The sequence below is a fragment of the Mesorhizobium sp. genome (assembly GCF_004963255.1).
GTDB lineage: Bacteria > Pseudomonadota > Alphaproteobacteria > Rhizobiales > Rhizobiaceae > Mesorhizobium.
Window position 1 is genome coordinate 1 of the sequence record NZ_SUGA01000026.1, and the last position, 21,549, is coordinate 21,549.

General features: G+C 64.7%; 19 protein-coding genes. 10 read left to right on the top strand and 9 right to left on the bottom strand.

Features of this window, described 5'->3' with window-relative positions; translation table 11 throughout:
- Window positions 1-67: 67 nt before the first annotated feature.
- Entirely contained in the window at window positions 68-1,324 is a 1,257-nt protein-coding gene (locus tag E5X34_RS22780; protein WP_292569152.1) for a hypothetical protein, read from the bottom strand.
- Window positions 1,325-1,472: 148 nt separating this feature from the next.
- Here E5X34_RS22780 and E5X34_RS22785 point away from each other — a divergent pair, with 148 nt between their 5' ends.
- Window positions 1,473-2,516, top strand: a complete 1,044-nt coding sequence (locus E5X34_RS22785; protein ID WP_292569157.1) for a CapA family protein — start codon at window positions 1,473-1,475, stop codon at window positions 2,514-2,516.
- Between the two features lie 80 nt (window positions 2,517-2,596).
- Window positions 2,597-3,568, top strand: a complete 972-nt coding sequence (locus E5X34_RS22790; protein WP_292569160.1) for a DUF3137 domain-containing protein — start codon at window positions 2,597-2,599, stop codon at window positions 3,566-3,568.
- Between the two features lie 2 nt (window positions 3,569-3,570).
- Here the strand turns inward: E5X34_RS22790 and E5X34_RS22795 are convergent, their stop codons facing one another.
- Window positions 3,571-3,972: a DUF2314 domain-containing protein gene (locus E5X34_RS22795; protein WP_292569163.1), complete on the bottom strand. Its 402-nt coding sequence runs from the start codon at window positions 3,970-3,972 to the stop codon at window positions 3,571-3,573.
- A 338-nt stretch (window positions 3,973-4,310) separates the two neighbouring features.
- Complete coding sequence (locus E5X34_RS22800) at window positions 4,311-4,826, bottom strand: hypothetical protein (protein WP_292569166.1); 516 nt, start codon at window positions 4,824-4,826, stop codon at window positions 4,311-4,313.
- Between the two features lie 823 nt (window positions 4,827-5,649).
- On the opposite strand from E5X34_RS22800, the gene E5X34_RS22805 reads away from it, so the two are divergent.
- Window positions 5,650-6,588: a diacylglycerol kinase family protein gene (locus E5X34_RS22805; RefSeq protein ID WP_292569169.1), complete on the top strand. Its 939-nt coding sequence runs from the start codon at window positions 5,650-5,652 to the stop codon at window positions 6,586-6,588.
- A 72-nt stretch (window positions 6,589-6,660) separates the two neighbouring features.
- On the opposite strand, the gene E5X34_RS22810 is transcribed toward E5X34_RS22805, so the two are convergent.
- The 3 genes from E5X34_RS22810 to E5X34_RS22820 are packed head-to-tail and all read right to left on the bottom strand — an operon-like array spanning window position 6,661 to window position 10,399.
- Window positions 6,661-7,578 (bottom strand): NAD(P)-dependent oxidoreductase, encoded by a 918-nt coding sequence (locus tag E5X34_RS22810; protein ID WP_292569172.1) that lies wholly within the window; start codon window positions 7,576-7,578, stop codon window positions 6,661-6,663.
- The gene (locus tag E5X34_RS22815) at window positions 7,575-8,786 is read right to left on the bottom strand and encodes a mandelate racemase/muconate lactonizing enzyme family protein (RefSeq protein WP_292569175.1); all 1,212 of its coding nucleotides are present in this window, start codon (window positions 8,784-8,786) and stop codon (window positions 7,575-7,577) included. Before E5X34_RS22815 ends, E5X34_RS22810 begins: the two co-directional genes overlap by 4 nt.
- On the bottom strand, window positions 8,783-10,399 hold the full coding sequence (locus E5X34_RS22820; protein WP_292569178.1) for a GMC family oxidoreductase N-terminal domain-containing protein: 1,617 nt from the start codon (window positions 10,397-10,399) through the stop codon (window positions 8,783-8,785). Before E5X34_RS22820 ends, E5X34_RS22815 begins: the two co-directional genes overlap by 4 nt.
- Before the next feature lie 189 nt (window positions 10,400-10,588).
- Here E5X34_RS22820 and E5X34_RS22825 point away from each other — a divergent pair, with 189 nt between their 5' ends.
- Together E5X34_RS22825 and E5X34_RS22830 are read left to right on the top strand one after the other, a co-directional pair.
- A complete protein-coding gene (locus E5X34_RS22825) occupies window positions 10,589-10,984 on the top strand; it encodes an acyl-CoA thioesterase (RefSeq protein WP_292569182.1) in 396 nt (131 codons plus the stop codon).
- A 117-nt stretch (window positions 10,985-11,101) separates the two neighbouring features.
- Window positions 11,102-11,305, top strand: coding sequence for a hypothetical protein (locus tag E5X34_RS22830; RefSeq protein ID WP_292569185.1), 204 nt, complete (start codon window positions 11,102-11,104; stop codon window positions 11,303-11,305).
- A 169-nt stretch (window positions 11,306-11,474) separates the two neighbouring features.
- On the opposite strand, the gene E5X34_RS22835 is transcribed toward E5X34_RS22830, so the two are convergent.
- Window positions 11,475-11,843: a helix-turn-helix domain-containing protein gene (locus E5X34_RS22835; protein WP_292074511.1), complete on the bottom strand. Its 369-nt coding sequence runs from the start codon at window positions 11,841-11,843 to the stop codon at window positions 11,475-11,477.
- 90 nt (window positions 11,844-11,933) lie between these two features.
- On the opposite strand from E5X34_RS22835, the gene E5X34_RS22840 reads away from it, so the two are divergent.
- The 5 genes from E5X34_RS22840 (at window position 11,934) to E5X34_RS22860 (ending at window position 16,469) form a co-directional block, all read left to right on the top strand.
- On the top strand, window positions 11,934-12,539 hold the full coding sequence (locus E5X34_RS22840; RefSeq protein WP_042646171.1) for an NADPH-dependent FMN reductase: 606 nt from the start codon (window positions 11,934-11,936) through the stop codon (window positions 12,537-12,539).
- Window positions 12,540-12,767: 228 nt separating this feature from the next.
- Window positions 12,768-13,133: an avidin/streptavidin family protein gene (locus tag E5X34_RS22845; protein ID WP_292569191.1), complete on the top strand. Its 366-nt coding sequence runs from the start codon at window positions 12,768-12,770 to the stop codon at window positions 13,131-13,133.
- A 132-nt stretch (window positions 13,134-13,265) separates the two neighbouring features.
- Complete coding sequence (locus tag E5X34_RS22850) at window positions 13,266-13,808, top strand: helix-turn-helix domain-containing protein (RefSeq protein WP_292569194.1); 543 nt, start codon at window positions 13,266-13,268, stop codon at window positions 13,806-13,808.
- A complete protein-coding gene (locus E5X34_RS22855) occupies window positions 13,805-14,899 on the top strand; it encodes an HlyD family secretion protein (protein ID WP_292569199.1) in 1,095 nt (364 codons plus the stop codon). The genes E5X34_RS22850 and E5X34_RS22855 overlap by 4 nt, the downstream gene beginning before the upstream one ends.
- A gap of 7 nt (window positions 14,900-14,906) precedes the next feature.
- Complete coding sequence (locus E5X34_RS22860; RefSeq protein ID WP_292569202.1) at window positions 14,907-16,469, top strand: MDR family MFS transporter; 1,563 nt, start codon at window positions 14,907-14,909, stop codon at window positions 16,467-16,469.
- 29 nt (window positions 16,470-16,498) lie between these two features.
- Here the strand turns inward: E5X34_RS22860 and E5X34_RS22865 are convergent, their stop codons facing one another.
- Both E5X34_RS22865 and E5X34_RS22870 read right to left on the bottom strand, forming a co-directional pair.
- Window positions 16,499-16,750: a hypothetical protein gene (locus E5X34_RS22865; RefSeq protein ID WP_348632071.1), complete on the bottom strand. Its 252-nt coding sequence runs from the start codon at window positions 16,748-16,750 to the stop codon at window positions 16,499-16,501.
- Between the two features lie 76 nt (window positions 16,751-16,826).
- Entirely contained in the window at window positions 16,827-21,539 is a 4,713-nt protein-coding gene (locus E5X34_RS22870; RefSeq protein ID WP_292569208.1) for an autotransporter outer membrane beta-barrel domain-containing protein, read from the bottom strand.
- Window positions 21,540-21,549 lie beyond the last annotated feature (10 nt).

A 21,549-nucleotide genomic window follows, 5' to 3' on the forward strand; every position in this document is an offset into this window, starting at 1 on the left:
CCGTCTCGGCTTCGCCGAGCCACCTCTCCCCCATTTCATGGGGGCGAGGAACCCAGACTTGCGACACTCAATTGAACCACAGCGCAAACGTCAAAAACCCGGCGCCGCCGAACTCGCGCTGGATCTGGTCGAAATCGTCGCTGGTAAGGATCTTGCCGCTCTCGAGATAGGGCGCGATGCCGGGGCCGGTGATCGACAGAACGAGGTCGAAGGGTTTCGGCTCGTCGAAGAAGCGCTTCATGTTGATGCCCTTGCCGGCGATGCGGAAATGCGGCAGCAGCACGCGGCCTTCGAGAAGGTCCTCCGCCATCGTCAGCGTGGCGAGCCAAGCGGTTACCTGCTCCTGGCCGACGTCGAGGCCGGTGAGGGGATTGGCGCCTTTCTGCTGCGGCCCGGGCAGCCATTCGCGGTTGTTGTCGGTCTCGGCCAGGATCGCTTTCCAGTCCTCGCGCGACAGCCGGATCATCTCCAGCAGGTGGCGTCGCGCGGCCTGCCGGCGTTCCGGCTCGACCACCGGCCAGTTGACGAGATGCACCAGCGAGATGAAGTCGGCGAAACGCCATTCCGAGGCGAACATGTTGCCGCTCATGCCGACGTCCAGCGGCACCAGCGCGTCCTGCAGCGGCAGTTTGGCGCGCGGGAACAGCATGTGGAAAGAGCCGTCGAACATGGCCTTGAAATCATGCGCCAGCCAGAAATCGGCCTGCGCCATCAGGAACTCCGCATAGCCTTGCAGCCAGAAACCGTCGGCGCGGTCGAAGCGGAAGGTGAGCGAGGGCGCGGCAGCGCTCATGTCGACGCTGCCGCGTGAGAGCGCTGCCATGATCGCGGCGAAGCTTTCCTCCGGCGCGATGGCGCCGTCCTCGTTGAGATCGATGCCAGCGCGGGTGAGGTCGACGACCATGCCGATGTCGGCGTTGGCCGGGACGGAACCCAGCGTTGCGGCGGATTTTTCCAGCCGGTCGCGGAACGAGACCAGGATGGCGCGGAATTCCTCATAGGTCAGAGGCTGCGGGTTGGGATTGTCCGGCACGGGCAACTGCATCAGCGGCAGCATGAAGGATTTCGGGCTATCGAAGCCGTAGCGATGCAGACCGCCGGCGAGGAGCTCGAGCGCAGTGAAGAACTCGCCGGCGCCGGCCGCATAGCCCGATGCCGGGTCCTTCGCCGCTGAGGCCTCCAATGTCGATAGCGCTGTGTTCCGCTCGGCCACGCTCTTCGCCTCGAACAAGGACTTGGCTGCGTCCGGCATCTCCGCCCAGGCGAAGGACGCCGGCAGGAATGCTAACAAGGCTGCTGCAAGGACCGTTCTACGCATCGTCATCGCCCTCCACTGCGTCGTGTCGCAAGCATATACGCATTTGGCTCGTGGCGTCGCCTAGCCCACGCCGATTGGGGGGCAGCTTTCGATACGGCGGTCGGCTTCAATCGGCTGGGCAGACAGTCTAGAGAAAGCAAAACTGGACCTGGCCGTGTCGAATTATCCGCTTTCCTACAAACTGTCCTGGCTGCCGCGCCTGCTGCGGCCGTCGCTTGGCGGCGACAGCAATGGTTTTGCTGCGTCCAAGGCGAGGTTGAGCGATCCGCCGCCGATGCGGACGGTGCGGCTGGCCTTCGTCGGCGACATTTCGGCCGTTGCCAATCGCGATGCGCCGGAATGCGATCCGGCGATTGCCGGGCTGCTTTCGTCTGCAAACCTCGTGGTCGGCAATTGCGAAAGCCCGATCATCGAACGGTCACGCGCGGCGATGGGCACATGGCTCGGCACGCATCATGCGATGAGCGAGCGCTTTCTCGCTGACGCCCTTGCTGCTGTCGGCATCGCGCGCGACAGGCTGGTGCTGTCGCTGGCCAACAACCACGTGCTCGATCAGGGGATTGGCGGTTTCGAGGAAACGCTCGCGGCGCTCGACCGGCTCGGGATCCGAACCGTCGGAACGGTTGCGGGCGGACCTGTCCAGCGTCATGCCGCCGGATCGCTGACGATCGGCTTCGCGGCCTTTACGCTCTGGCGCAACACCGGCGCCGCGCCGTTTGAGGAACGTGTCTTGATGCAGGCCGCCGAATGGCCCCGCAACGCAATGTCCGGTATCGACCTTGCCTGCGCGGTGCCGCACTGGGACTGGGAGTTCCGGCATTTTCCGCGCAAGGCGACGCGGGCGCTGGCGAGGCTGCTGGCGGATAAGGGCGCCGGGCTGATCGTCGGCCATCATGCCCATGTCGTGCAGCCCGTCGAGCGCATCGGCGGCAGTGTCACCGCTTATGGGCTCGGCGATTTCCTCGGCACTGCCTTGACCAGGCTGCCATGGCCGGCACGCATCGGCTCGATATTCGTGGTCGACGTCAGCGCCGATCCGGCCACGCACGGTAGGATCGCCGCCTACCGGCAGCATTTCTTCATGCGACTGCGAGCAGGCAACCACGAGCGGCTGGTGCCGGTGGAGGCTCTGGACGGCGCGCTCAAGCGGCGGGTTGCGGCGCGGCTGGAGGCGGTTTTCCCGATTTCGGGGGACTAGCTCCACCCGCCGCAAGCGCAGGCGACTTTCGCGCGAAAGCCGCTATCATAGGCCGATCTCAGCGACGGCCGGGGGTGGCCATGGAAGCAGCGGATTTCATGCCGAGCGAGGCGGTTATCGCGGGCATCAGGCGCGGCATCGAGGCGTATGAGGCGAAACGGGCATCGGCCCAGAGACAGGTACGCTGGCGCGTGCCGGTGTTCGTCGGCCTGGTCGTCGTCTTCGTCGCGCTGATAGCCTGGCTGTTCAACGCTGTCGCCGATCCTCACGAACAATGGCTCTCGACGCCGCATGTCTTTCTCTATCTCGGCGGCATGGTCGCGGCGGTGGTGCTCTATTTCCAGGCGCTGCGGCCAGCGACCCGGCTGCAGCAGTCGTTCCGCGACACGCTGCTGCCGATGATCTTCGGCTTCGTGCGCGACGTGCGCTATCAGCACGGCGTGCGGCCGAACTCCTTCGACAGGATGCCGCGCGAAACCGTCGGCGCCTTCAACCGGCAGAGCTTCGACGACGTCATTTCCGGACGCTATGAGGATTTTCCCTTCGAGCTTTACGAGGCAAAGCTCTGGGAAGGATCCGGCAAAAGCGAGACGACCGCCTTCAAAGGCGTCATCGTCGCCTTCGAAACCATCGAGCCGTTCCCGGGAACGCTGGTCGCGGCGCGCAAGGCCGGCAAGGTGGCGCATTTCTTCCGCGGCATGTTCGCCTCCAAGATGCAGGAGCTGTCATCCGGCGTCGAAGACCTCGATGCGAGCTATGAATTCCGCACCGACAATGTCGAGGCGGCGCGGCCTCTGGTCACCGGCCGGATGGCGCAGGCGCTGACCTGGCTGCGCGAGACATGGCCCTACGACCAGGCGCGGGTGGCGCTCAGCGGCAGCGACGGCTTTCTGCTGATGCCGCGCTCGAAGAACTTCTTCGAGTTGCCGGATATTGCGCAGCCGATCGACTACAACGCGCATGTCGCGCCGATGATCACCGATCTCGGGGCCATGCTGGCGACGGCGGCGCTGGTGCGCAAGATCGGCGCGAAGGACGAGTCGGTTGGCTAGGCTCAGCAGTCGAAGCCGTACTTGGCGCGCAGGTCGTCGGCTTCCTCCTTCGACATCCTTTTGAACATCACGCAGACGGTGAAGCTACCGACCTGATGGCCGTTCCTGGTGTAGCCCCAGTCGGAGATATCGTCCCTGGTGAATTCGATGTTCTGGCCGAGCAAGACGTTATGCACCTCGGCGGGCTGGTTCGACAGGATTCCGACAAATCCGGCCTCGGTGCGGCGGAAGGGCACGACCCAGAAATGCTCGGTGATATTGCCGTCCTTTACCTTCACCTTCAGCTTGAAGCGCGACGTGCCGGCCGGAGGGCTGTCGGCGAGCGCGAGGAACTCGTCGAGGCCGGAAAGCGCCTGCTTTGTCGCGGCTGCCATTTCCGGATCGCCGGGAGCGAATATGGTCACGTGGTCATCGTTCGGATCGGTTGCCTGAGCGCCGGCCGTCGCCGACCCCAACATAGAGAAAAGACACAGTGCGGCGCGAACAGCCAAGGTCATCGAAGGGCCCCCAACTTCCGAAAGGCCTCTATCTTTCCGCATCGCGGGGACGTGATCAACCGGGTGGTTTGCAAAGTGGCCCACGTCAACCGTCATCGAAATGATAAGCGCTACGTCGGAACCAGCGTCTGCTATTCATCACGCGCATCGGCGACCAGGAGAATGCAGTTCTGGGAGATTCTCAAGGTCAAGCTGTAGGGCGTGCCGATATTCAGGTGAGGCGGCCTGACCTCAATTGGATGGGCTTACAGCCCTGTCAGATCGGCCAGCCAGCTTGCCGAGCGCTTCGCTGCGTCCACGGTCGCGCCGGCGGCGCGGCTGAGATCGGTCTTGACCACGGCATAGCCGGCCTTGGTGCGGTAAAGCACGGCGCGGCCGCCATCGACCGACCCATCGAAGGCGACGGGCTTCGCGGCTTCCGTTTCGCTGGCCGTCACGGTTCCGCCCACTGGAACGCTTGGGCGATGGTCGAGCTCGGGCGGCAGCGGGGCGATGGTTTCGACCACGCGGTTCCTGGGCTTCAGATCCGGCCTGGAGGCTTTCGCGGCAAGCTCCGAGGAAGAGGCCGAGCCCTTGACGCGGCAGATGCCCGAAACCAACGGATAGTTGAAATTCTTCTGATGCAGCATCTGGCTCTTCATCGCCGCCTCGCAGTCGGCAATCGTCGCCCACTTGGCCGGCGTCTCGCCGATATATTCGCAGAGCTTCGCGTCGCAGTCGCAGCCGACGATGGTCATGGCGACAAGGGCGGTCTTGATCACGGTCTTGTCCCTTCGAAATTGCCCCTTCACCCCACTCGCATCAATCCATGCCGAACAAGGCGGGATTTGGCCACGATTGTGAAATGTGGATGACGGGACGTTTCCGAAGGTTGCTCAGGCGGCGACTGTGACCGAAATGCCTCAGGCATGCTTGGCTACCCAAAAAGACAGTCGGCGCTGGGATTGCTCCCAGCGCCTCCCTGTCAGATCAGGAACCGGTCAAGGCAGCAACTTCCGTGAAGTCGTCGCGCCAGGCCAGCCTTGATTTTGACGGTCCTTCCAGTCGCCACCCGAGGGCAGCGCCCGTTCCAGACCACGCCGATCTCCACCCTTGCGGGCTTCGCCCAGCGTGCCATCGAAGGTTTTTCCCGGCCTTCATGGCAGCATCGGTCCGCCGTCGGCGTTGGCACGCTTTCCGCGGCACCCGTAGGTCTCGGCATCCGTCCCTCCAACAGGCGAACCTGCTCTCGTTCTGGGCCGTACGGGCCTCAGGAAATCCGCCTTGCGCTTTTGCCTTTCGGCTGGGGCGTTCAGTGGCCGCCTGAGATGGGTTGAATGTACGCCGGGTAAGCGGTTTGCGGAATGCCCGCCTGCCTGTGGATAGCGGGATTATCGGGGACCGACGGCAAAACCTCGGAATTCGGCGGCCGAACCCCTTAGACAGCCTGCCCCGCTTTTTTAGCGACCTTGGATGTTGGAGCCTTGTCGCGCCGCCCGGTCCGCGTTTGAATGTCGGCAAAAGAGTTTGGGTCGGCAAAAGACTTCGGGCGCCAGCGCGGATTCTGCCGCGCATTTCGCGCGATGTGCCTCGGGGGAGGTCGGTTTGAAGGTCGGGGTGGTTCTCAATCCGATTGCCGGAGGCGGCAGGCTCAAGCGGCACTGGGCGGAGGCGGCGGCATCGCTCAAGGCGAATTTCGGCGATTTCGACCTGCGCGAGACGCAAGCCGCCGGCGACGCCGAGCGGCTGGCGATCGACCTCGCCGCCGGCGGATGCGGGCTGGTGATCGCGGCCGGCGGCGACGGCACCGCCAGCGAAGTGGCCGACGGGCTGCTGCAGGCGCAGGACGAGACCGGAAGGACGAGCGAACTCGGGCTTTTGCCATGCGGTACCGGCATCGATTTCGCGCGCGGGCTTGGCATGCCGCGCGGCATCGATGCCACGCTGAAACGGATCGCCGATACCAAGGCGCGGAAAGTCGACGCCGGGCGGGTTTGCTATATCGACGATCATGGCAAGCTGGCCAGCCGCCACTTCATCAACATCGCCAGCCTCGGCCTATCCGGCGCGACGGATCGCGCCGTCAATGCCGACAAGCGCAAGGGCAGGGTCTCGGCCAAGGCGCTGTTCTTCTGGCGCACGGTGCTGGAGTTCGTCCGCTACCGCTTCCAGGACGTCCGGATCACCATCGACGACGGCGAGCCGGTCGAGGCGCGCATGGCGCTGGTGGCAGTGGCCAACGGCAAATTCTTCGGCGGCGGCATGATGATCGCCCCGGACGCCGAGCTCGCCGACGGCCTGTTCGACATCGTCATCCTGCGCGCAGCCGGCAAGCTCGGCCTGATAAGAGACATCCGCCTGCTCTATGGCGGGCGGCACCGCAACCATCCGGCGATCACCATCCTGCGCGGCCGCAAGGTGCTGGTCGAGCCGTTGGGCGATGTCGAGAAGAATGGCGCGCTGGTCGACATAGACGGCGAGTCGCCGGGGCGGATTCCGGCGACGTTCGAGATCCTGCCCGGCGCGCTGAGGCTCAGAGGTTGAGTCAACTGGCTGAGGGCTTGATTCAGCCGAAGTGGTCAGGTGATTGAAATAGCTGGCTAAATTCTTGCCGGATTACAGTTCGAGCCTGGCCGGAAAGCCCGGCGCGCGAAGCTCCGTGCCGACCGCATCCTCAAGCAGCTTGACGATCTGCGTCGACCAGGCATCGCCGCCATAGGCGCGCTTGCCCTCCTCGAAGATCGCGTTGACGCGTGTCGCCAGATCGAGCGGCGCGCCGAAATCCCTGCCCATGGCGAGCGCGAAGCCGAGGTCCTTCAGCGCCAGGTCCATGGTGAAACCGATATCGTAGGAGCCGTTGAGCACGAGCTGGCTTTCGGTCTCGTGGACGAAGCTGTTGCCGGAAGAGGCGACGATCGCGTGATAGGCCTGGGCGAGGTCGAGACCGCCTTGCTTGGCCAGCATCAGCGCCTCGCCGGCGGCGACGAGATGGATGAAGGCTAGCATGTTGGTGATCACCTTGATGACCGCCGCCGAGCCGACTGGTCCCATCAGGAAGGATCTTGCGCACATCGCCTCGATCGCCGGGCGATGGCGTTCGTAGAGCGCGGCGTCGCCGCCGACGAGAGCGGTGATCTTGCCGGCCGCCGCCAGATGCACGCCGCCGGTCACAGGGCATTCGAGCGTCTCGATGCCCTTTGCCGAAGCAAGCGCGGCGAGCCGCAAAATCTCGTCGCGGCCATTGGTCGACATCTCGATCCAGGCGCCGCCCGCGGGCAGGCCCTTGAGCAATCCGTCCGCGTCGGCGAGCACCGCTTCGCTGACCTCGGGGGAAGGCAGGCAGGTGATCGCGTTGCCGGCGCGGGCAGCGGCCTCGGCGGGGCTCGCCGCCGCCGTGGCGCCGAGCGCGACGAGGCGCTCGACAGCCGCCGGGTCGCGATCGAAGACCGTGACGGCGAAGCCTTTGCGCAGCAGGCTGGCGGCAAGATTGCCGCCGAGATGGCCAAGGCCGATGAAGGCGTAAGCGAGGGTCACGGCATCAACGGCGTCTGCATCATCTGCAGATGCAGGTCCTTGCCGTCATAGGGGTGCGCGTCGCAGACCGCCTCGTCGAGCTCGACGCCGAGGCCAGGCTCCTTCGACGGGATGACGTTGCCGTCCTGCCATTCGATCTTCTTCTTGAGCAGCGTGGCGTGGAAACCGTCCCACTGTTTCAGCGATTCCAGGATGAGGAAATTGGGCAGCGTCACCGCGAGCTGGATGTTCGCGGCGCCGACGATCGGGCCGCAATAGCAGTGCGGCGCCACCTGGATGTGGTAGGCCTCGGCCATGGCGGCGATCTTCTTGGTCTCGAGGATGCCGCCGGAGCGGCCGAGATCCGGCTGCAGGATGGTCGCGGCACGGTTCTCGATGACGCGGGCGAACTCGAATTTCGTGGTCAGCCGCTCGCCGGTGGCGATCGGGATCGAGGTGCCGCGTGCGACCTGCGCCATCACCTCGGGCATATCCGGCGGCACCGGCTCCTCGAACCACAGCGGATCGTAGGGCTCGATGGCGCGGGCCAGGCGCAGCGCGCCGGAGGCGGTGAACTGGCCATGCGTGCCGAACAGGATGTCCGCCCTGGTGCCGACAGCTTCACGGATCGCCTTGATCATGCGCGCCGAGAGGTCGATGTCGATCAGGCGCGGCTGGTGGCCGTCATAGGCGGTGTAGGGCCCGGCCGGATCGAGCTTCACGGCGTTGAAGCCCTGCTCGACATATTCGAGCGCGCAGGCGGCGGCCATGTCGGGGTCGTTGTAGACATTCCGGCCGCGCGCATCTTCCGAGTGGACGCTGCCGGTGTGCGGATAGAGATAGGTATAGGCGCGCAGCGTCTCGTGCACCTGGCCGCCAAGCAGCTTGTAGACCGGCTTGCCGGCCTCCTTGCCGATGATGTCCCAGCAGGCCATCTCCAGCGCGGAAAAGCAGCCCATGCCGGAGACGTCCGGGCGCTGGGTGAAGCCGGAGGAATAGATGCGGCGGAACAGGTTTTCGATGTCGTGCGGGTCGCGCCCGACGAGATAGCGCTCGGCCATGTCCTCGATCATCCTGGCGGTGACATGGGCCGAGAAGGTGGCGTTATAGGCTTCGCCATAGCCGACGACGCCGCCATCGGTAGTGAGCTTGACGAAGATGAAATACTTGCCGCCGATGCCGGGCGGCGGGTTGCCGACAACCCAGGTCTTCACGTCGGTGATTTTCATTTCTGATCCTCCAGAACCAGGTCGGCGCCTTTCCATCCGGTCAGGATCGAGGCGGCGTTGGTGTTGCCCGTGATGTTGTCGGGGAAAATCGAAGCGTCGATGACGCGTAGGCCCTCGAGCCCGTGCACCCGAAGCCGTGGATCGACGACGGCGCGCGCCGCGTCCGGCCCCATGCGGCAGGTCGAGACCGGGTGGTAGACGGTGCCCGAGCGCTTCCTGAAATCCTGGATGAGGTCGGCGTCCGATTGGATCGAGGGCCCAGGCAGAACCTCTTCCTCGATGATCTCGGCCATGGCCGGCATCGCGGCGATCCTGCGCACGAACTTCACCGCGGCCAGCATCTCGTCGACATCGGCATTGGTCGAATAGGCATTGGCCGTGATCCTCGGATAGTCGCGCGGATTGTTTGAGCGGATCATGATCTCGCCGCGGCTCGACGGGCGGCAGTTGGACAGGCCGATCGAGAAGCCCGGCCAGGGGTCGGGCGTCAGGATCGGACGTTCGCCGCTTTTCGGGATGACGGTCGAGAAGGCCTGGAAATAAAGCTGCATGTTCGGCCGCGCCATCGACGGATCGGTGCGGAAGAAGCCGCCGGCATTGTTCATCGACAGCGACAGCGGTCCGGAGCGCAAGAGGATGTATTGCATGCCGACCAGCAGCTTGCCCCACCAGGGCCGCAGGATCTGGTTCAGCGTCGGCAGCTTGCCTTTGAAAGTATAGTTGATGCCGACATGGTCCTGCAGATTGGCGCCGACATTGTCGTTGGCGTGGACAACCGGGATCCCCAGATTGCCAAGCAGCGCCTCGGGGCCGACGCCGGACAACTGCAGCAACTGCGGCGAGTTGATCGAGCCGCCGGAAAGGATCACCTCGCGGCCGGCGCGAGCCGTCTTGGTCTCGCCGTTCTGCTCGTATTCGATGCCGACCGCGCGCTTGCCCTCGAACAGGATTCTTGTCGCCAGTGCGTTGGTCTCGACGCGAACGTTGGAGCGTTTCATCGCCGGGCGCAGGAAGGCGCGGGCGGCGGACATGCGGCGGCCGTTCCTGGTCGTGATCTGGTAGACGCCGACGCCTTCCTGGGAGGCGCCGTTGAAGTCCGGATTGAAGGGCAGCCCGGCCTGTTCGGCGGCAGCGAGATAGCGCTTGGTCAGCGGGTGCACCGCGCGCGAACAATCGGTGACGTGCAAGGGGCCGCCGACGCCGCGCCATTGGTCGGCGCCAGCCGCATTGTCCTCCATCGCCTTGAATGAGGGCAGGAGGTCGTCATAGCCCCAGCCGGGATTGCCGGCGGCGGCCCAGGCATCGAAATCCTCGCGCGCGCCGCGGATGAAGACCATGGCGTTGATCGAGCTCGAGCCGCCGAGCAATTTGCCGCGCGGCCAGTGGTCGGCATTGTTGCTGAGACCCGGATCCGGCTCGGCCTTGTAGTTCCAGTTGACGGCCGGGTCGAAGAAGGTCTTGCCGTAGCCGAGCGGCATCTGGACGTAGAAGCGCCGGTCGGTCCCGCCGGCCTCCAGCACCAGCACCGAGAAGCGGCCGGAAGCCGACAATTTGTCGGCCACGACCGAACCGGCCGAGCCGGAGCCGACGATGATGAAATCATAAGTCTGCATGATGGGCGGCCGCGCTCCGAAATTCGTAGCCTAGCCTAGACATTGCCGGTTCACGTCGTCGCCGGACCTTCCGGCATGGCTTGTGAAAAAAGCGACTGGCGGGGTGGCGCGCATTTCGCTTTCACCAGAGCTTGCGACATGGCGGTCGCATTGCTAGGCAACAGCAACTGACCCCCTAAGGATTTCGCCATGGTGCATTACGCGGACGGAAAACCACTCGGCGATCTCACGCTGCGCACGCTCGCCATGCCCTCCGACGCCAATGCCGCCGGCGACATCTTCGGCGGCTGGGTGATGGCGCAGATGGACCTTGCCTGCGGCATCCGCGCCGCCGAGCGCGCCAAGGGGCGCGTGGTCACCGCCGCGGTCAAGGAGATGTCCTTCGCCAAGCCGATGAAGATCGGCGACACGCTCTGCATCTACACCCATGTCGAGCGCGTCGGCCGCACCTCGATGCTGCTCAAGGTCGAGGCCTGGGCGCAGCGCTACCTTTCCGACCTGATGGAGAAGGTCACCCATGCCGATTTCGTCATGGTGGCACTCGACGGCGAGGGCAAGCCGAAGCCGGTTCCGGCCGAGAGCTGACGGGTCTCCGATTCTCCCAAGCTTGCGGTTTTGTAACGACGCCCGCGCGGAAGATGCGCTCCGCGACATCCAATGGTTGCCTTCGCGCCCCAGTTTGTGGTCGCGAGGGGGAAAACAATGCGTCAACACATGCTGAACGGCTGGCTCGTGGCAGCCCTTATCGCGCTGGTCTGCTTGCTCGGCGTTACAGCCTATGTGGAGATCAGCAAAGACCTTCCACGCGTCGCATGCGTGAAGGGCCTGAAGGCGATCGACAAGAAGGACGCGCAGCACGAGAACTGCTCGACACCGTGCTGCACCACTACCGCTGCAAGCGCCTGATCGGTGGCCGGCTAAAGACAGTCATCCTTGTCGAGACGGTTGCGTGGCGACGCCTGCGAGGCTGGCTGCAGAGCCGCAGAAGATCCGGCCAAAGCCGGAGGCACGACGGGCCCGGCGCCGAGCGGCACGGTTGTTCAATGGTTCGCAAACCTTTGAACCAAAAAGGGGTTCAGGCTTGCTGGCTGTCGAATCTCGCCCGCGCCTCGCGGACCCGATTGGTGTTCTTCCGGGCCCATTCGCCAAGCGCGCCGACCGGCACGAGCAGTTCATGACCGAGCTCGGTCAGCTCGTAGTCAACGCGTGGCGGAATGGTTGGAAACACCTTGCGCGTGACGAAGCCATCGCGTTCCAGACCACGCAAGGTGGTGGTCAGCATCTTTTGCGAAATGCCGCCGACGGCGGCGCGCAATTCGTTAAAGCGCAACGGCCCGTCGCCCAGCTTGCCGACCACGAGCACGGTCCATTTATCGCCGACCCGCTGCAGGATTTCCGACACGGCACGGCAGTCTTCGGTGATATGCGGGTGCCTCAGTAACATAAACGTGCCCCCTTGCGCGCTGGTTTGTCAGTATCACATATAGCGCCGGTATCCAAACGATACCAGAAATTCCCGCAAGGAGAGCCCCTTATGTCCAAGCCCAAAATCGCCATCGTCGTCGGTTCGACACGCGCCGCTCGCTTCGCCGACGTGCCGACGCAGTGGATCGCGAAGATCGCCAAGGCTCATGCCGACATCGACGTCGAGATCGTCGATCTGCGCGACTGGCCGCTGCCTTTCTTCGACGAGGTTGCGTCCTCCGCCTGGGCGCCGTCACAGAACGAAGTGGCGCAGCGCTGGCAGAAGAAGGTCGCCGAGTTCGACGGCTTCATCTTCACCGCCGCCGAATACAACCACGCTCCGACCGGTGTCCTGAAGAACGCCATCGATTACGCCGCCAATGAATGGAACAAGAAGCCGGCCGGCTTTGTCGGTTACGGCTCGGTCGGCGGCGCGCGCGCGGTCGAACAGCTCCGCCTCATCGCCGTCGAGCTGCAGATGGCGCCAGTCAAGTCGGCCGTGCATATCGCCTGGGGCGATTTCCTTGCGGTGCGCCAGGGCGAGAAGAAGCTCGAGGATCTCGAGCACCTGAACCAGGCCGCCGTGGCGCTGGTCAATGACGTCGCCTGGTGGGCGAAGGTGCTGAAGGCGGCCCGCGCCGCCGACGCGATCGCCGGCGAAGCCCAGGCCGCTTAAAGCGCCTACGAAACATCATCCTCCCGAAGGGCGGCGCTTGCGCCGCCCTTTTCAATGCGCGGTGGACTCAAAACCACCGATGTTCCCTGGACCCAGCTTGATCCCCTAAACCAGCGCACTGTCCTGCGTTCGGTCCGGGCACGTCTGGCGGTCCTTGACCGCTCGGAGCGGTGCTTTAGATGCAGGACCGAATCCGCCGAAAGACGAAGACGGTCGTGGAGGAGCGGAATGCCTTGGCGCGGCAGATGGCGCAATCAGTATGGGTCCGTCCTCGATATCACCCGCGAGGAGGGCGGTCGGATCGAAGGCACGTTCCGCACGGCGCTCGAAGACAGCAGCTTCTATGGACAGACCGTGCCGATATTCGGCATCGCGCATGGCGATGTGATTGGCGTGACGGCCGCCGGCGAGGGTACGGCCGGCCCGGCCGCGGTGAGCTACACCGGCATATTGCGGGACGGCAAGCTGGAGACGATGTGGCTGACGGTGGCGGGCAGCACCATCACCGGCAAGGAGGGCGAAATCGCTTCCCGCAAGCAGGTCGGGACCTGGCGTGCCTTCGGCACCAGCCTCGACACCTTCGTCCGAGAATAGCCAAACAGCCAGCAGGTACGAGACCGCTCACGACTTCGTGTCGAGCGATTCCAGATCTGCGCCGCATAGTGACTTGCATTATGCAACTAACTCGGCTATTCGTGACTTGCATCTTGATAGTGAGCGACGGAAATGGTTGCCAGGACGAGCTTCGAAACGCGCCCATGTCCGATCGCGCGCAGCCTCGACGAGGTCGGCGAGTGGTGGAGCATCCTTTTGCTGCGCGACGCATTTCAGGGCCTTACCCGCTTCGACCAGTTCCAGAAGAGCCTTGATATCGCGCCCAACATCCTGACGCGGCGGTTGAACAGCCTGGTCGAGCGCGGGCTGTTCGAGAAGCGCGCCTACTGCGAACGGCCGCTGCGCCATGAATATGTGCTGACCGCCAAGGGCCGCGACTTCCGGCCGGTGCTGCTTACGCTGCTTGCGTGGGGCAACCGGCACCTGGCGCCCGAGGGCCCGAGCCTCGTCGTGGTGGACACGGCGGACGGGCGCTGGGCCGATCCGGTCCTGGTCGACAAGGAGACCGGCAGGCAGCTCGACAGCGGCGGCTTCGCCTTGGCCACGGGACCGAGAGCCAGCGATCGCATGCGGCAACGCTACCGCTTCAGCAGCGAGGGGCCGGGCCTCCCGCTGGTCGAGAATGGCGGCCAGGAAGAGGTGCGAAGCAGATGAACAAGGCTCTTTCCCCGGCCGAGTTGCAGGCCTCCGTCGTTGAAGCCCCGAAGCCGGCGAAGAAGCGGCGCAAGCCGCTGCTGCTCGGCGCAGCCCTGATCGCTATCGCTGCCGCCGGTTGGTATGGCGCCGAGTGGTGGCAGGCCAACCGCTTCATGGTGACGACCGACGACGCCTATGTCGGCGGCAATGTCACGCCGCTGGCGCCGCGCGTCGCCGGCCATATCGACCAGGTGCTCGTTGAGGACAACCAGCATGTCGCCGCCGGCCAGCCTGTCATCCGCATCGACGACAGGCCGTTCAAGGCGGCGCTGGAACGTGCGCAGGCATCGGTTGAGCAGAAGCAGTCGGCGCTCGACAATCTGCGTGCCCAGATATCGCTGCAGAACTCGCTGATCGAGCAGGCCAGCGCCGATCTCGAGGCCAAGAGCGCTGCCGCCGCGTTCACCGCGCAGGATGCCAAGCGCTACGCGGTGCTTGCCAGCGCCAGCACCGGCTCGCAGCAGGATGCCCAGAAGAGCGCCGCGGCCGACGGCCAGGCGCAGGCCTCCGTCGCCGCCGCGCGGGCGGCGCTTGCGGCATCTAGGCAGCAGCTCGACGTCCTCAACACCCAGATTTCGGAGGCGACCGCGGAAGTCGCGGCCGCCAAGGCGGATCTCGACACCGCCCAGCTCGATCTCGGCTTCACGGAAATCCGCTCGCCGATCGACGGCATCGTCGGCAACAGGCTGGCGCAGGTCGGCACCTATGTCTCGCCGGGCAGCTACCTTTTGACCATCGTTCCTGCCTCTGGGCTGTGGGTCGACGCCAATTTCAAGGAAGACCAGTTGCGGGCGATGGCCGACGGGCAGGCCGCGACCGTCTATGCCGATATCGCTCCCGACCAGCCGCTCAAGGGCCATGTCACCAGCCTGGGGCCGGCCACGGGGGCGATCTTCAGCGTCATCCCGCCGCAGAACGCGACCGGCAATTTCACCAAGATCGTGCAGCGTGTACCGGTCAGGATCGCGATCGACGCCGACCAGGCGGGCAAGGTCGCGCTGCGGCCCGGCCTGTCCACCGTCGTCACCGTCGATACCGGATCGCGCTGAGGGCGCCATGTCAGCGCCGGCCGCCCCGCAATCCTTCCTCGCCAGCATCCTGCCGTTCATGGTGATGTGCGTGGGGATGTTCATCGCGCTGCTCGACATCCAGATCGTCGCCTCCTCGCTGCAGGATATCGGCGGCGGCCTGTCGGCCGCGCAGGACCAGATCGGCTGGGTGCAGACCTCCTATCTGGTGGCGGAGATCATCGTCATCCCGCTGTCGGGCTGGCTGACACGCGTCTTCTCGACCAGATGGCTCTTCACCATCTCGGCCGCCGGTTTCACCTTGGCCAGCATGCTGTGCGGCTTTGCCTGGAACATCGAAAGCATGATCGTGTTCCGGGCGCTGCAGGGGCTGCTCGGCGCCTCGATGATCCCGACGGTGTTCACCTCGTCCTTCCACTATTTCCAGGGCCCTAGGCGCGTCTACGCCGCCGCCGTCGTCGGCAGCATCGCCTCGATCGCGCCGACGCTAGGGCCAGTCATCGGCGGCTGGATCACCGACACGTTGAACTGGCACTGGCTGTTCTATGTCAATGTCATCCCCGGGGCGGTCATCACCGTGCTCGTCGCGCTGCTGGTCAAGATCGACAAGGGTGATCTGTCGTTGCTGAAGGGCGCGGACTATATCGGCATGGCGCTCATGGCGGTCAGCCTTGGCACGGCGGAATATGTGCTGGAGGAAGGATCGCGCTGGAACTGGTTCGACGACGCCACGATCCGCAATGGCGCCGTCGTCGCCGTGGTCACGCTCGTCCTGTTCGTCGTGCGCAGCCTGACCTATGCGCAGCCGGTGGTCGACTTCCGCGCCTTCGGCAACCGCAATTTCGCCATCGGCTGTTTTCTCTCCTTCATCACCGGCATCGGCATCTTCGCCACGATCTATCTGACGCCGTTGTTCCTCGGCTATGTGCGCGGCTACAACGCGCTTGAAACGGGGCTAGCGGTGTTTTCGACCGGCGTCGCTTCGTTGGTCGGCGTTCCGGTCTACATCTTCCTCGCCAAGCGCTTCGACACGCGCTGGCTGATGATGTTCGGCCTGGCATCCTTCGGCGCCTCGATGTGGAGTTTTTCCGCCATCACCAGTCAGTGGGGCTCGGCCGAGCTCCTCCTGCCGCAGATCTTTCGCGGTTTCCCGCAGGTCTTCGCCGTCGCGCCCAGCGTCAATCTCGGGCTCGGCAGCCTGCCGCCGGAACGGCTGAAATATGCCAGCGGCCTGTTCAACACCATGCGCAATCTGGGCGGCGCGGTGGGCATCGCGATTTGCGGCGCGATCCTCAACAACCGCACCAACTTCCATTTCCTGACGATCGCTTCGCATCTGACGCCGCAGAACGAGGCGGCCATGCGCCTTGTCGACAACGTTGCGCAACGCTACGGCCAGTTGCCCGGCGCCATCGAAGACGGCCACGCCGCCTCGCTGAAGCAGCTCTGGCAGCTCGCCTATCGCGAGGCTTCCACCATGGCCTATGCGGACGCGTTCCTGGTCATCATGGTGGCTTTCGTCATCGCTACCGCACTGGTCCCGTTCCTGCGCAACGTGACGCCGAAGGCGCCGCCGCCGGACGCGCATTGAGGGACGCGCAAGCGCCGCGGGCGACGCAGTTACTGCGACCCCGCCCCAAACCAGCGAATAAAAGCAGCGTCCTTGCCGGTGATGTCCTTCACCGCTTTCAGCAATGCCTCGTGCAGGGTTTGCATCGAGCGGTAGTGATCGCATTGCGTCGATATCAACGGGGCCACAATACTGCGATGCAGCTCTCCTGCCGCCATCAGGAACCGGTCAAGCTCCGACTCCGATAATTGCTTTGCCTTGTTACGACGAACCACCGCGACCTCCAGCGAGAATCGCCCCACCAAGGATTAAATTCCTATACGCATCGGAAAGTTTCCAGCGACCGCTGGTTGCCTTTTTCGGCCTATCGTCGTCAGCCTACCACTTCACGCTGAAACCGACCGAGCCGCCGAAGGCATGGCTGTCGCCGAAATCCTCCAGGCTGGTGCGCGCCAGCAGCTCGCCATGGACGGAATAGCGATCGTCGGCCCAGCTCAGCGAGCCGCCGACGCCGAGGCCGCCCCAAAGCTGCTGCGGCTTGCTGGTCAGCTTGGTGCCGGAGACGTCGACATCGGTACCATCGAGGAAGTCGTAGTAGAGATTGGCGATGCCATAGACATGCGAGCGGCTCGTCTGCCCCGCTTTGTCCTTCCAATCGCTTTCATAGTCGGCGGAGAGACCGAGGCGGCCGATCAGGCTGTCGCTGCCGCCGTTGGAGACCAGCGCCCCATAGGGATCGGTGAAAGTGTCGAAGTCGACCGAGGCGTAGGAGAGCTGCGCCTGCGGCGTCAGCGACCAGTTGCCATGAAGCGCGATCTTCTGCCCGGCCTCGATGCCGAGGCCGTAGCCGAAGCCGTTGTTGCCGTCGGCGAGCTTCCTGCCGAGCGTCGCGGAAGAAAGATCGCTGTCGAACCAGGTGAGCTCGGCCTGGGTGTCGACATAAAAGCCGTTCTTGCCATACCAGGTGAGCGTGCCGCCAAAGCCATAGCCGGTTGCGTCGATCGAGCCGGTGCCGAAGGAAGAGGAGACGTCTGATTTCACCGTGCCGTAGTGGACGGTGAGACCGCCGACCAGCATGCCGGAGGTGGTCTCGGAGAGCAGCATGTCGAGGCCGGCCTGGAGCCGCCAGAGATCGGCGTCATAATCGGTGCCGGTGGTGGTCGTGCCCGGCTCGAACTCGCTGTGCGAGGCCTCGATGCGCCCCCAGATCGGGTTGCCGCCCTGGATGGCGCTGCCTGTCGCCGACTGGTCGGCGACAGTCCATGAGCGGTTGCCGATGCGCTGCTGCAGCGTGCCGAGCTGGGTGAAGCTCTGCAGCACGCCGGCATAGGCCTCGTAGATGGGCGCGGCCGGCGAGTAGAGCGGCGCGGTCGGGCCGCCCGGATCGACGGGATTGATCAGCGCCGAGCGCAGATACCAGTCGCCATCGGCCGGCGTGCTGACGCCGTTCTGGTAGAGCCGGTAGGCGTAAGCGCCTGCCACCACGGCCTGGTCGCCTTGGAAGATATAGTCGCCCTGCAGATTGAAGGTGCCGGCGGAGACGCCGCCGACATCGACGATCTTGATGCCGTCGACGGTCTGCGCGCCGGCGCCGCCGACAGGGGTCACCTTGATGTTGGCGGTCCCCGACGTGTTGCCGGTGATGATCAGCCTGTCGGTGGAGGAGGCATCGCCGTCGAGGATCGCTTCGATTTCGACCGTGCCGCCGGCGCCGACGAAATTGCCCTGGATAGTCAATTGGCCGATCGAGTTGCCGGGCGCGATGACGCCGCCGGTCTGCAGCGTCGTCGACCCCACGGTGCCGTTGCCGCCGAGCGCGCCGCCACTCAAGACGGTCACCGCGGAGTTAGCGAGGGAGCCGTTGACCGAAAGCTTGCCGGCCGCGATCGTGGTCGCCCCGTTGAGCGTGTTCGTACCGGTGAGATTGAGATTGCCGCTCCCCAACTTGGCCAGCGTGCCGGTGCCGGAGAGGATGGCGGAGAAGGCGGCATCGGTCGGCTGGTCGAAAACCAAAGCCGCGTTATCAAGGATATCGCCGCTGCCGAAGCTCGTTGCCTGGCCGATCAGCGTGCCGGTCGAGATCGTCGTGCCGCCGCTGTAGGTGTTCGCGCCGGAAAGCACGAGCGTGCCGGTATCGGTCTTCACCAGACCGCCGCTTCCGGCGATCTGCGCGGCGATGGTCGCCGTAACGCCGGCGTCGGTCCTGATCGTCGTGGCGGCGGTGTTGGTGGTGAGCGTGTCACCGTCGATCACATAGCCGTTGGTCATGAACTGCATGCCGGTAAATCCGACCGCGCCGGCGGAATCATCGACCGTGACGGTGCCGGCCTGACCGGCGAACACCGCGAAATCCTGACCCCACTTGCCGTTGATCGCGCCATCGGCTTCCGTCCAGTTGCGGTTCGTCGCGTCCCACACGCCGTCACCGCCGTCGATCGCGCCGTTGTCATGCAGCCCCGTATTGCCGCCGTCCCAGAAGCCCAGCGTCACGCCGGCGCTGGAGATCAGGTTCACCTCACCGGCGATGCTGGTCTGGATGAAGAGATCGCTCGCGGAGACGGGCGTGGTCCCGAACTCAAGCCCGTTGTCCGTCAACGCACCGCCGTAGTTCATGAGCCGGTAGACGCCGGGACCGAAGCCGCCGACATCGGTGATGTTCAGCGTGCCGTCGAGGGTGAGATCACCATTGACCACGATCAAGTCGTTGACGCCGTTGCCGACCGTCCCCGGAACGCCGAGCTCGTAGTCGAGTTTCGCGCCTGCGTTGAGTGTCAGCGAACCGACCGTGAGCGTGCCGGGGCTGTCGCCCGGCGCGATTGTGCCATCAACCGTCACCGGCCCCGCGATCGTTCCCACGCCCGACAGGGTGCCGGAGCTGTTGACGCTGACGGCGGTATTTCCGAGCGAGCCGTCGACGCGCAACCTGCCTGCGTCGACCGTCGTCGCGCCGGTATAGGTGTTCGTGCCCGAGAGCGTGAGCGTGCCGGTGCCCAGCTTGGCAAGAGAGCCGCCGGCACCCGACATCGAGCCGGAGAACGTGGTGCTGGCGTCGCCGCCGATCGTCAGTTTCCTGTCGCCGAGAGCGACATTGCCGGCGCCCGACAACGAGCCGATCGTCTCGTCGTCGCTGTCAATCCCCGTGATGCTGGAGGAGATGGAGGGTCGCGCTAACGATAATGTGGCGCCGGCCGCCACCGTCACGGCCGACGCGTCGGGAATGGAGTCGATGCCCGAACCGACCGCATAGAGCGTCCCGCCCAGGATTTGTGTCGCGCCCTGATAGCTGTTGTTGCCGGCCAGAACCTGGCGGTAGGCGCCGTTCTTGACGAAGCCGCCGGTTCCGGTGATGCCGCCGTAGAACAGCGCGGTCGTGTTGGCGAAATTCGTGCTGGTCGTGAGGTCGCCGACAAGCTCCACCGTGCCGGCATCGCCCGAGAGCGTGCCGATGGTCTCGTCGCCGAGGACGCGGAACACACCGGCCTGGGCAATCACGGCAGACTGGTCGCCGATCGCGTTGCCGCCCTCGGCCTCCAGGATCCCGCCCAGAATTCGCGTGCCGCCGGTATAACTGTTGTTGCCCAATAAGGTCAGCATGCCGGCGCCGGTCTTGGTGAAAAGGCCGCTGCCGCTGATGACGCCCGTCAGGACAAGGTCGGCATCGGTCTGGAACGTGCCGTTGTCGGTCAGGGCGACATTGCGGCTGCTGGTGAAGGCGGAGGTCGTCTGCAGCGTGCCGCCGTTGAAGGTCAGGCCGCCGGAAGCAGCGCCGAGATTGTTGTCGGCGGAGACCGACAATGTGCCGGCCGAGATCGTGGTTCCGCCGCCATAGGTGTTGGCGCCGGTGAGTATGGTCGTGCCGGTGCCGATCTGGTTCACCGTGCCGCTGCCAGAGATGATGCCGGCAAAGGTAGAGACGTCGGAGCGGTCGAAGGCGAGCATGCCGTCGTTGGTCACATCGCCGATGATCGAGCCAGTCGTGCCGCCATTACCGATCTGCAGCGTCCCCTGCTGAATATCCCAGTTGGTCGTAGCGGTGTTGTCCGCCGTCAGTGCCCAGGTGCCGCTGCCGGTCTTCTCGAAAATATCGAAATTCCGATATTGCCCGGCGGCGCCTATCGAACCATCCAGGATGGAAAAGCCTGTTCCGCTGAGCCGAAGCGAATCCGTGGTCGCCGTCGCGTTCGCGACCACGTTGCCAAATATCTGCGAGCCGTCCTGAAGTTCTAGGGCGAGGGAGCCTGTGGTCGCTGTCGGGGCCAACAGGATCGCAGTCGCCTGGCCGGCGCCAGCCCGAATCGTGCCGCTGTTGACGAGGTTGATATTGGCCGTTAGGCCGAAGCTAGTTATCGCGAAGGCGCCGGCCCCGCCTTCGATCGTCCCGGTATTGTTGATTTGATCAACGCCTATCCGGACGCCCACGCCGACCCCGTTAAAGCCGCTACCATTCGTGGGACCAACTCCGCCGCGGATCGTGCCGCTGTTGGCTAGAGTGCTGGTTGTGCCGGCGCCGCCGGCAATATCGACGCCTGCGCCGCCGGAGGTCGTGGCGCTGTTGCCACCCTGGATGATGCCGCTGTTGGTCACCGACGATTGGGTCGAGACTCGGACACCTGCTCCGCCAGATCCGGCGTTGCCGTTGCCGCCGGTGATCGAGCCGCTGTTTATGAATATCGTTCGGTTAGCCGTAATGCCGCCTTGCGAGCTGGCAGAACCGCCATCGGCACCTATGAGCGTGCCAGAAAAAATGACCTGATCAGGGGAACCCGTCTGCGAGAAACTGATGGCGCCGCCGGCACCGTTTAAGGTCCCAGAGAGAGTGAAGCCTTGCGTGTCGATCGTGATCGGCTTCCCCGGATCAGGAAGTGCTGTCGATCCTGCAACCGCGAAGCTCTGGGTCATGACGATCAATGAGCTGGGATCGCCGTCGGTATTCGCGGAGTTAATGGCGGCGCGCAGCTCCGTCTCGTTGCTCACCATGTAGGTCGCCGCCGAGGCCGCGCCTAGAAACAGGCAGGAGATCGCCGCGCCGCTGACACCGGCAAGGAGCATCCCGTCCCGCATGCGCCGAAGCGCGCCGCCGCTCGTCTTCATTGATCTGCCC

Bases quoted from the DNA above. Each gene is read 5' to 3' on its own strand.
- E5X34_RS22870 (WP_292569208.1), bottom strand. From the start codon at position 21,539: ATGAAGACGAGCGGCGGCGCGCTTCGGCGCATGCGGGACGGGATGCTC.
- E5X34_RS22855 (WP_292569199.1), top strand. From the start codon at position 13,805: ATGAACAAGGCTCTTTCCCCGGCCGAGTTGCAGGCCTCCGTCGTTGAA.
- E5X34_RS22790 (WP_292569160.1), top strand. From the start codon at position 2,597: ATGGAAGCAGCGGATTTCATGCCGAGCGAGGCGGTTATCGCGGGCATC.
- E5X34_RS22820 (WP_292569178.1), bottom strand. From the start codon at position 10,399: ATGCAGACTTATGATTTCATCATCGTCGGCTCCGGCTCGGCCGGTTCG.
- E5X34_RS22850 (WP_292569194.1), top strand. From the start codon at position 13,266: ATGGTTGCCAGGACGAGCTTCGAAACGCGCCCATGTCCGATCGCGCGC.
- E5X34_RS22835 (WP_292074511.1), bottom strand. From the start codon at position 11,843: ATGTTACTGAGGCACCCGCATATCACCGAAGACTGCCGTGCCGTGTCG.
- E5X34_RS22840 (WP_042646171.1), top strand. From the start codon at position 11,934: ATGTCCAAGCCCAAAATCGCCATCGTCGTCGGTTCGACACGCGCCGCT.
- E5X34_RS22860 (WP_292569202.1), top strand. From the start codon at position 14,907: ATGTCAGCGCCGGCCGCCCCGCAATCCTTCCTCGCCAGCATCCTGCCG.
- E5X34_RS22845 (WP_292569191.1), top strand. From the start codon at position 12,768: ATGCCTTGGCGCGGCAGATGGCGCAATCAGTATGGGTCCGTCCTCGAT.
- E5X34_RS22825 (WP_292569182.1), top strand. From the start codon at position 10,589: ATGGTGCATTACGCGGACGGAAAACCACTCGGCGATCTCACGCTGCGC.
- E5X34_RS22780 (WP_292569152.1), bottom strand. From the start codon at position 1,324: ATGACGATGCGTAGAACGGTCCTTGCAGCAGCCTTGTTAGCATTCCTG.
- E5X34_RS22815 (WP_292569175.1), bottom strand. From the start codon at position 8,786: ATGAAAATCACCGACGTGAAGACCTGGGTTGTCGGCAACCCGCCGCCC.
- E5X34_RS22830 (WP_292569185.1), top strand. From the start codon at position 11,102: ATGCGTCAACACATGCTGAACGGCTGGCTCGTGGCAGCCCTTATCGCG.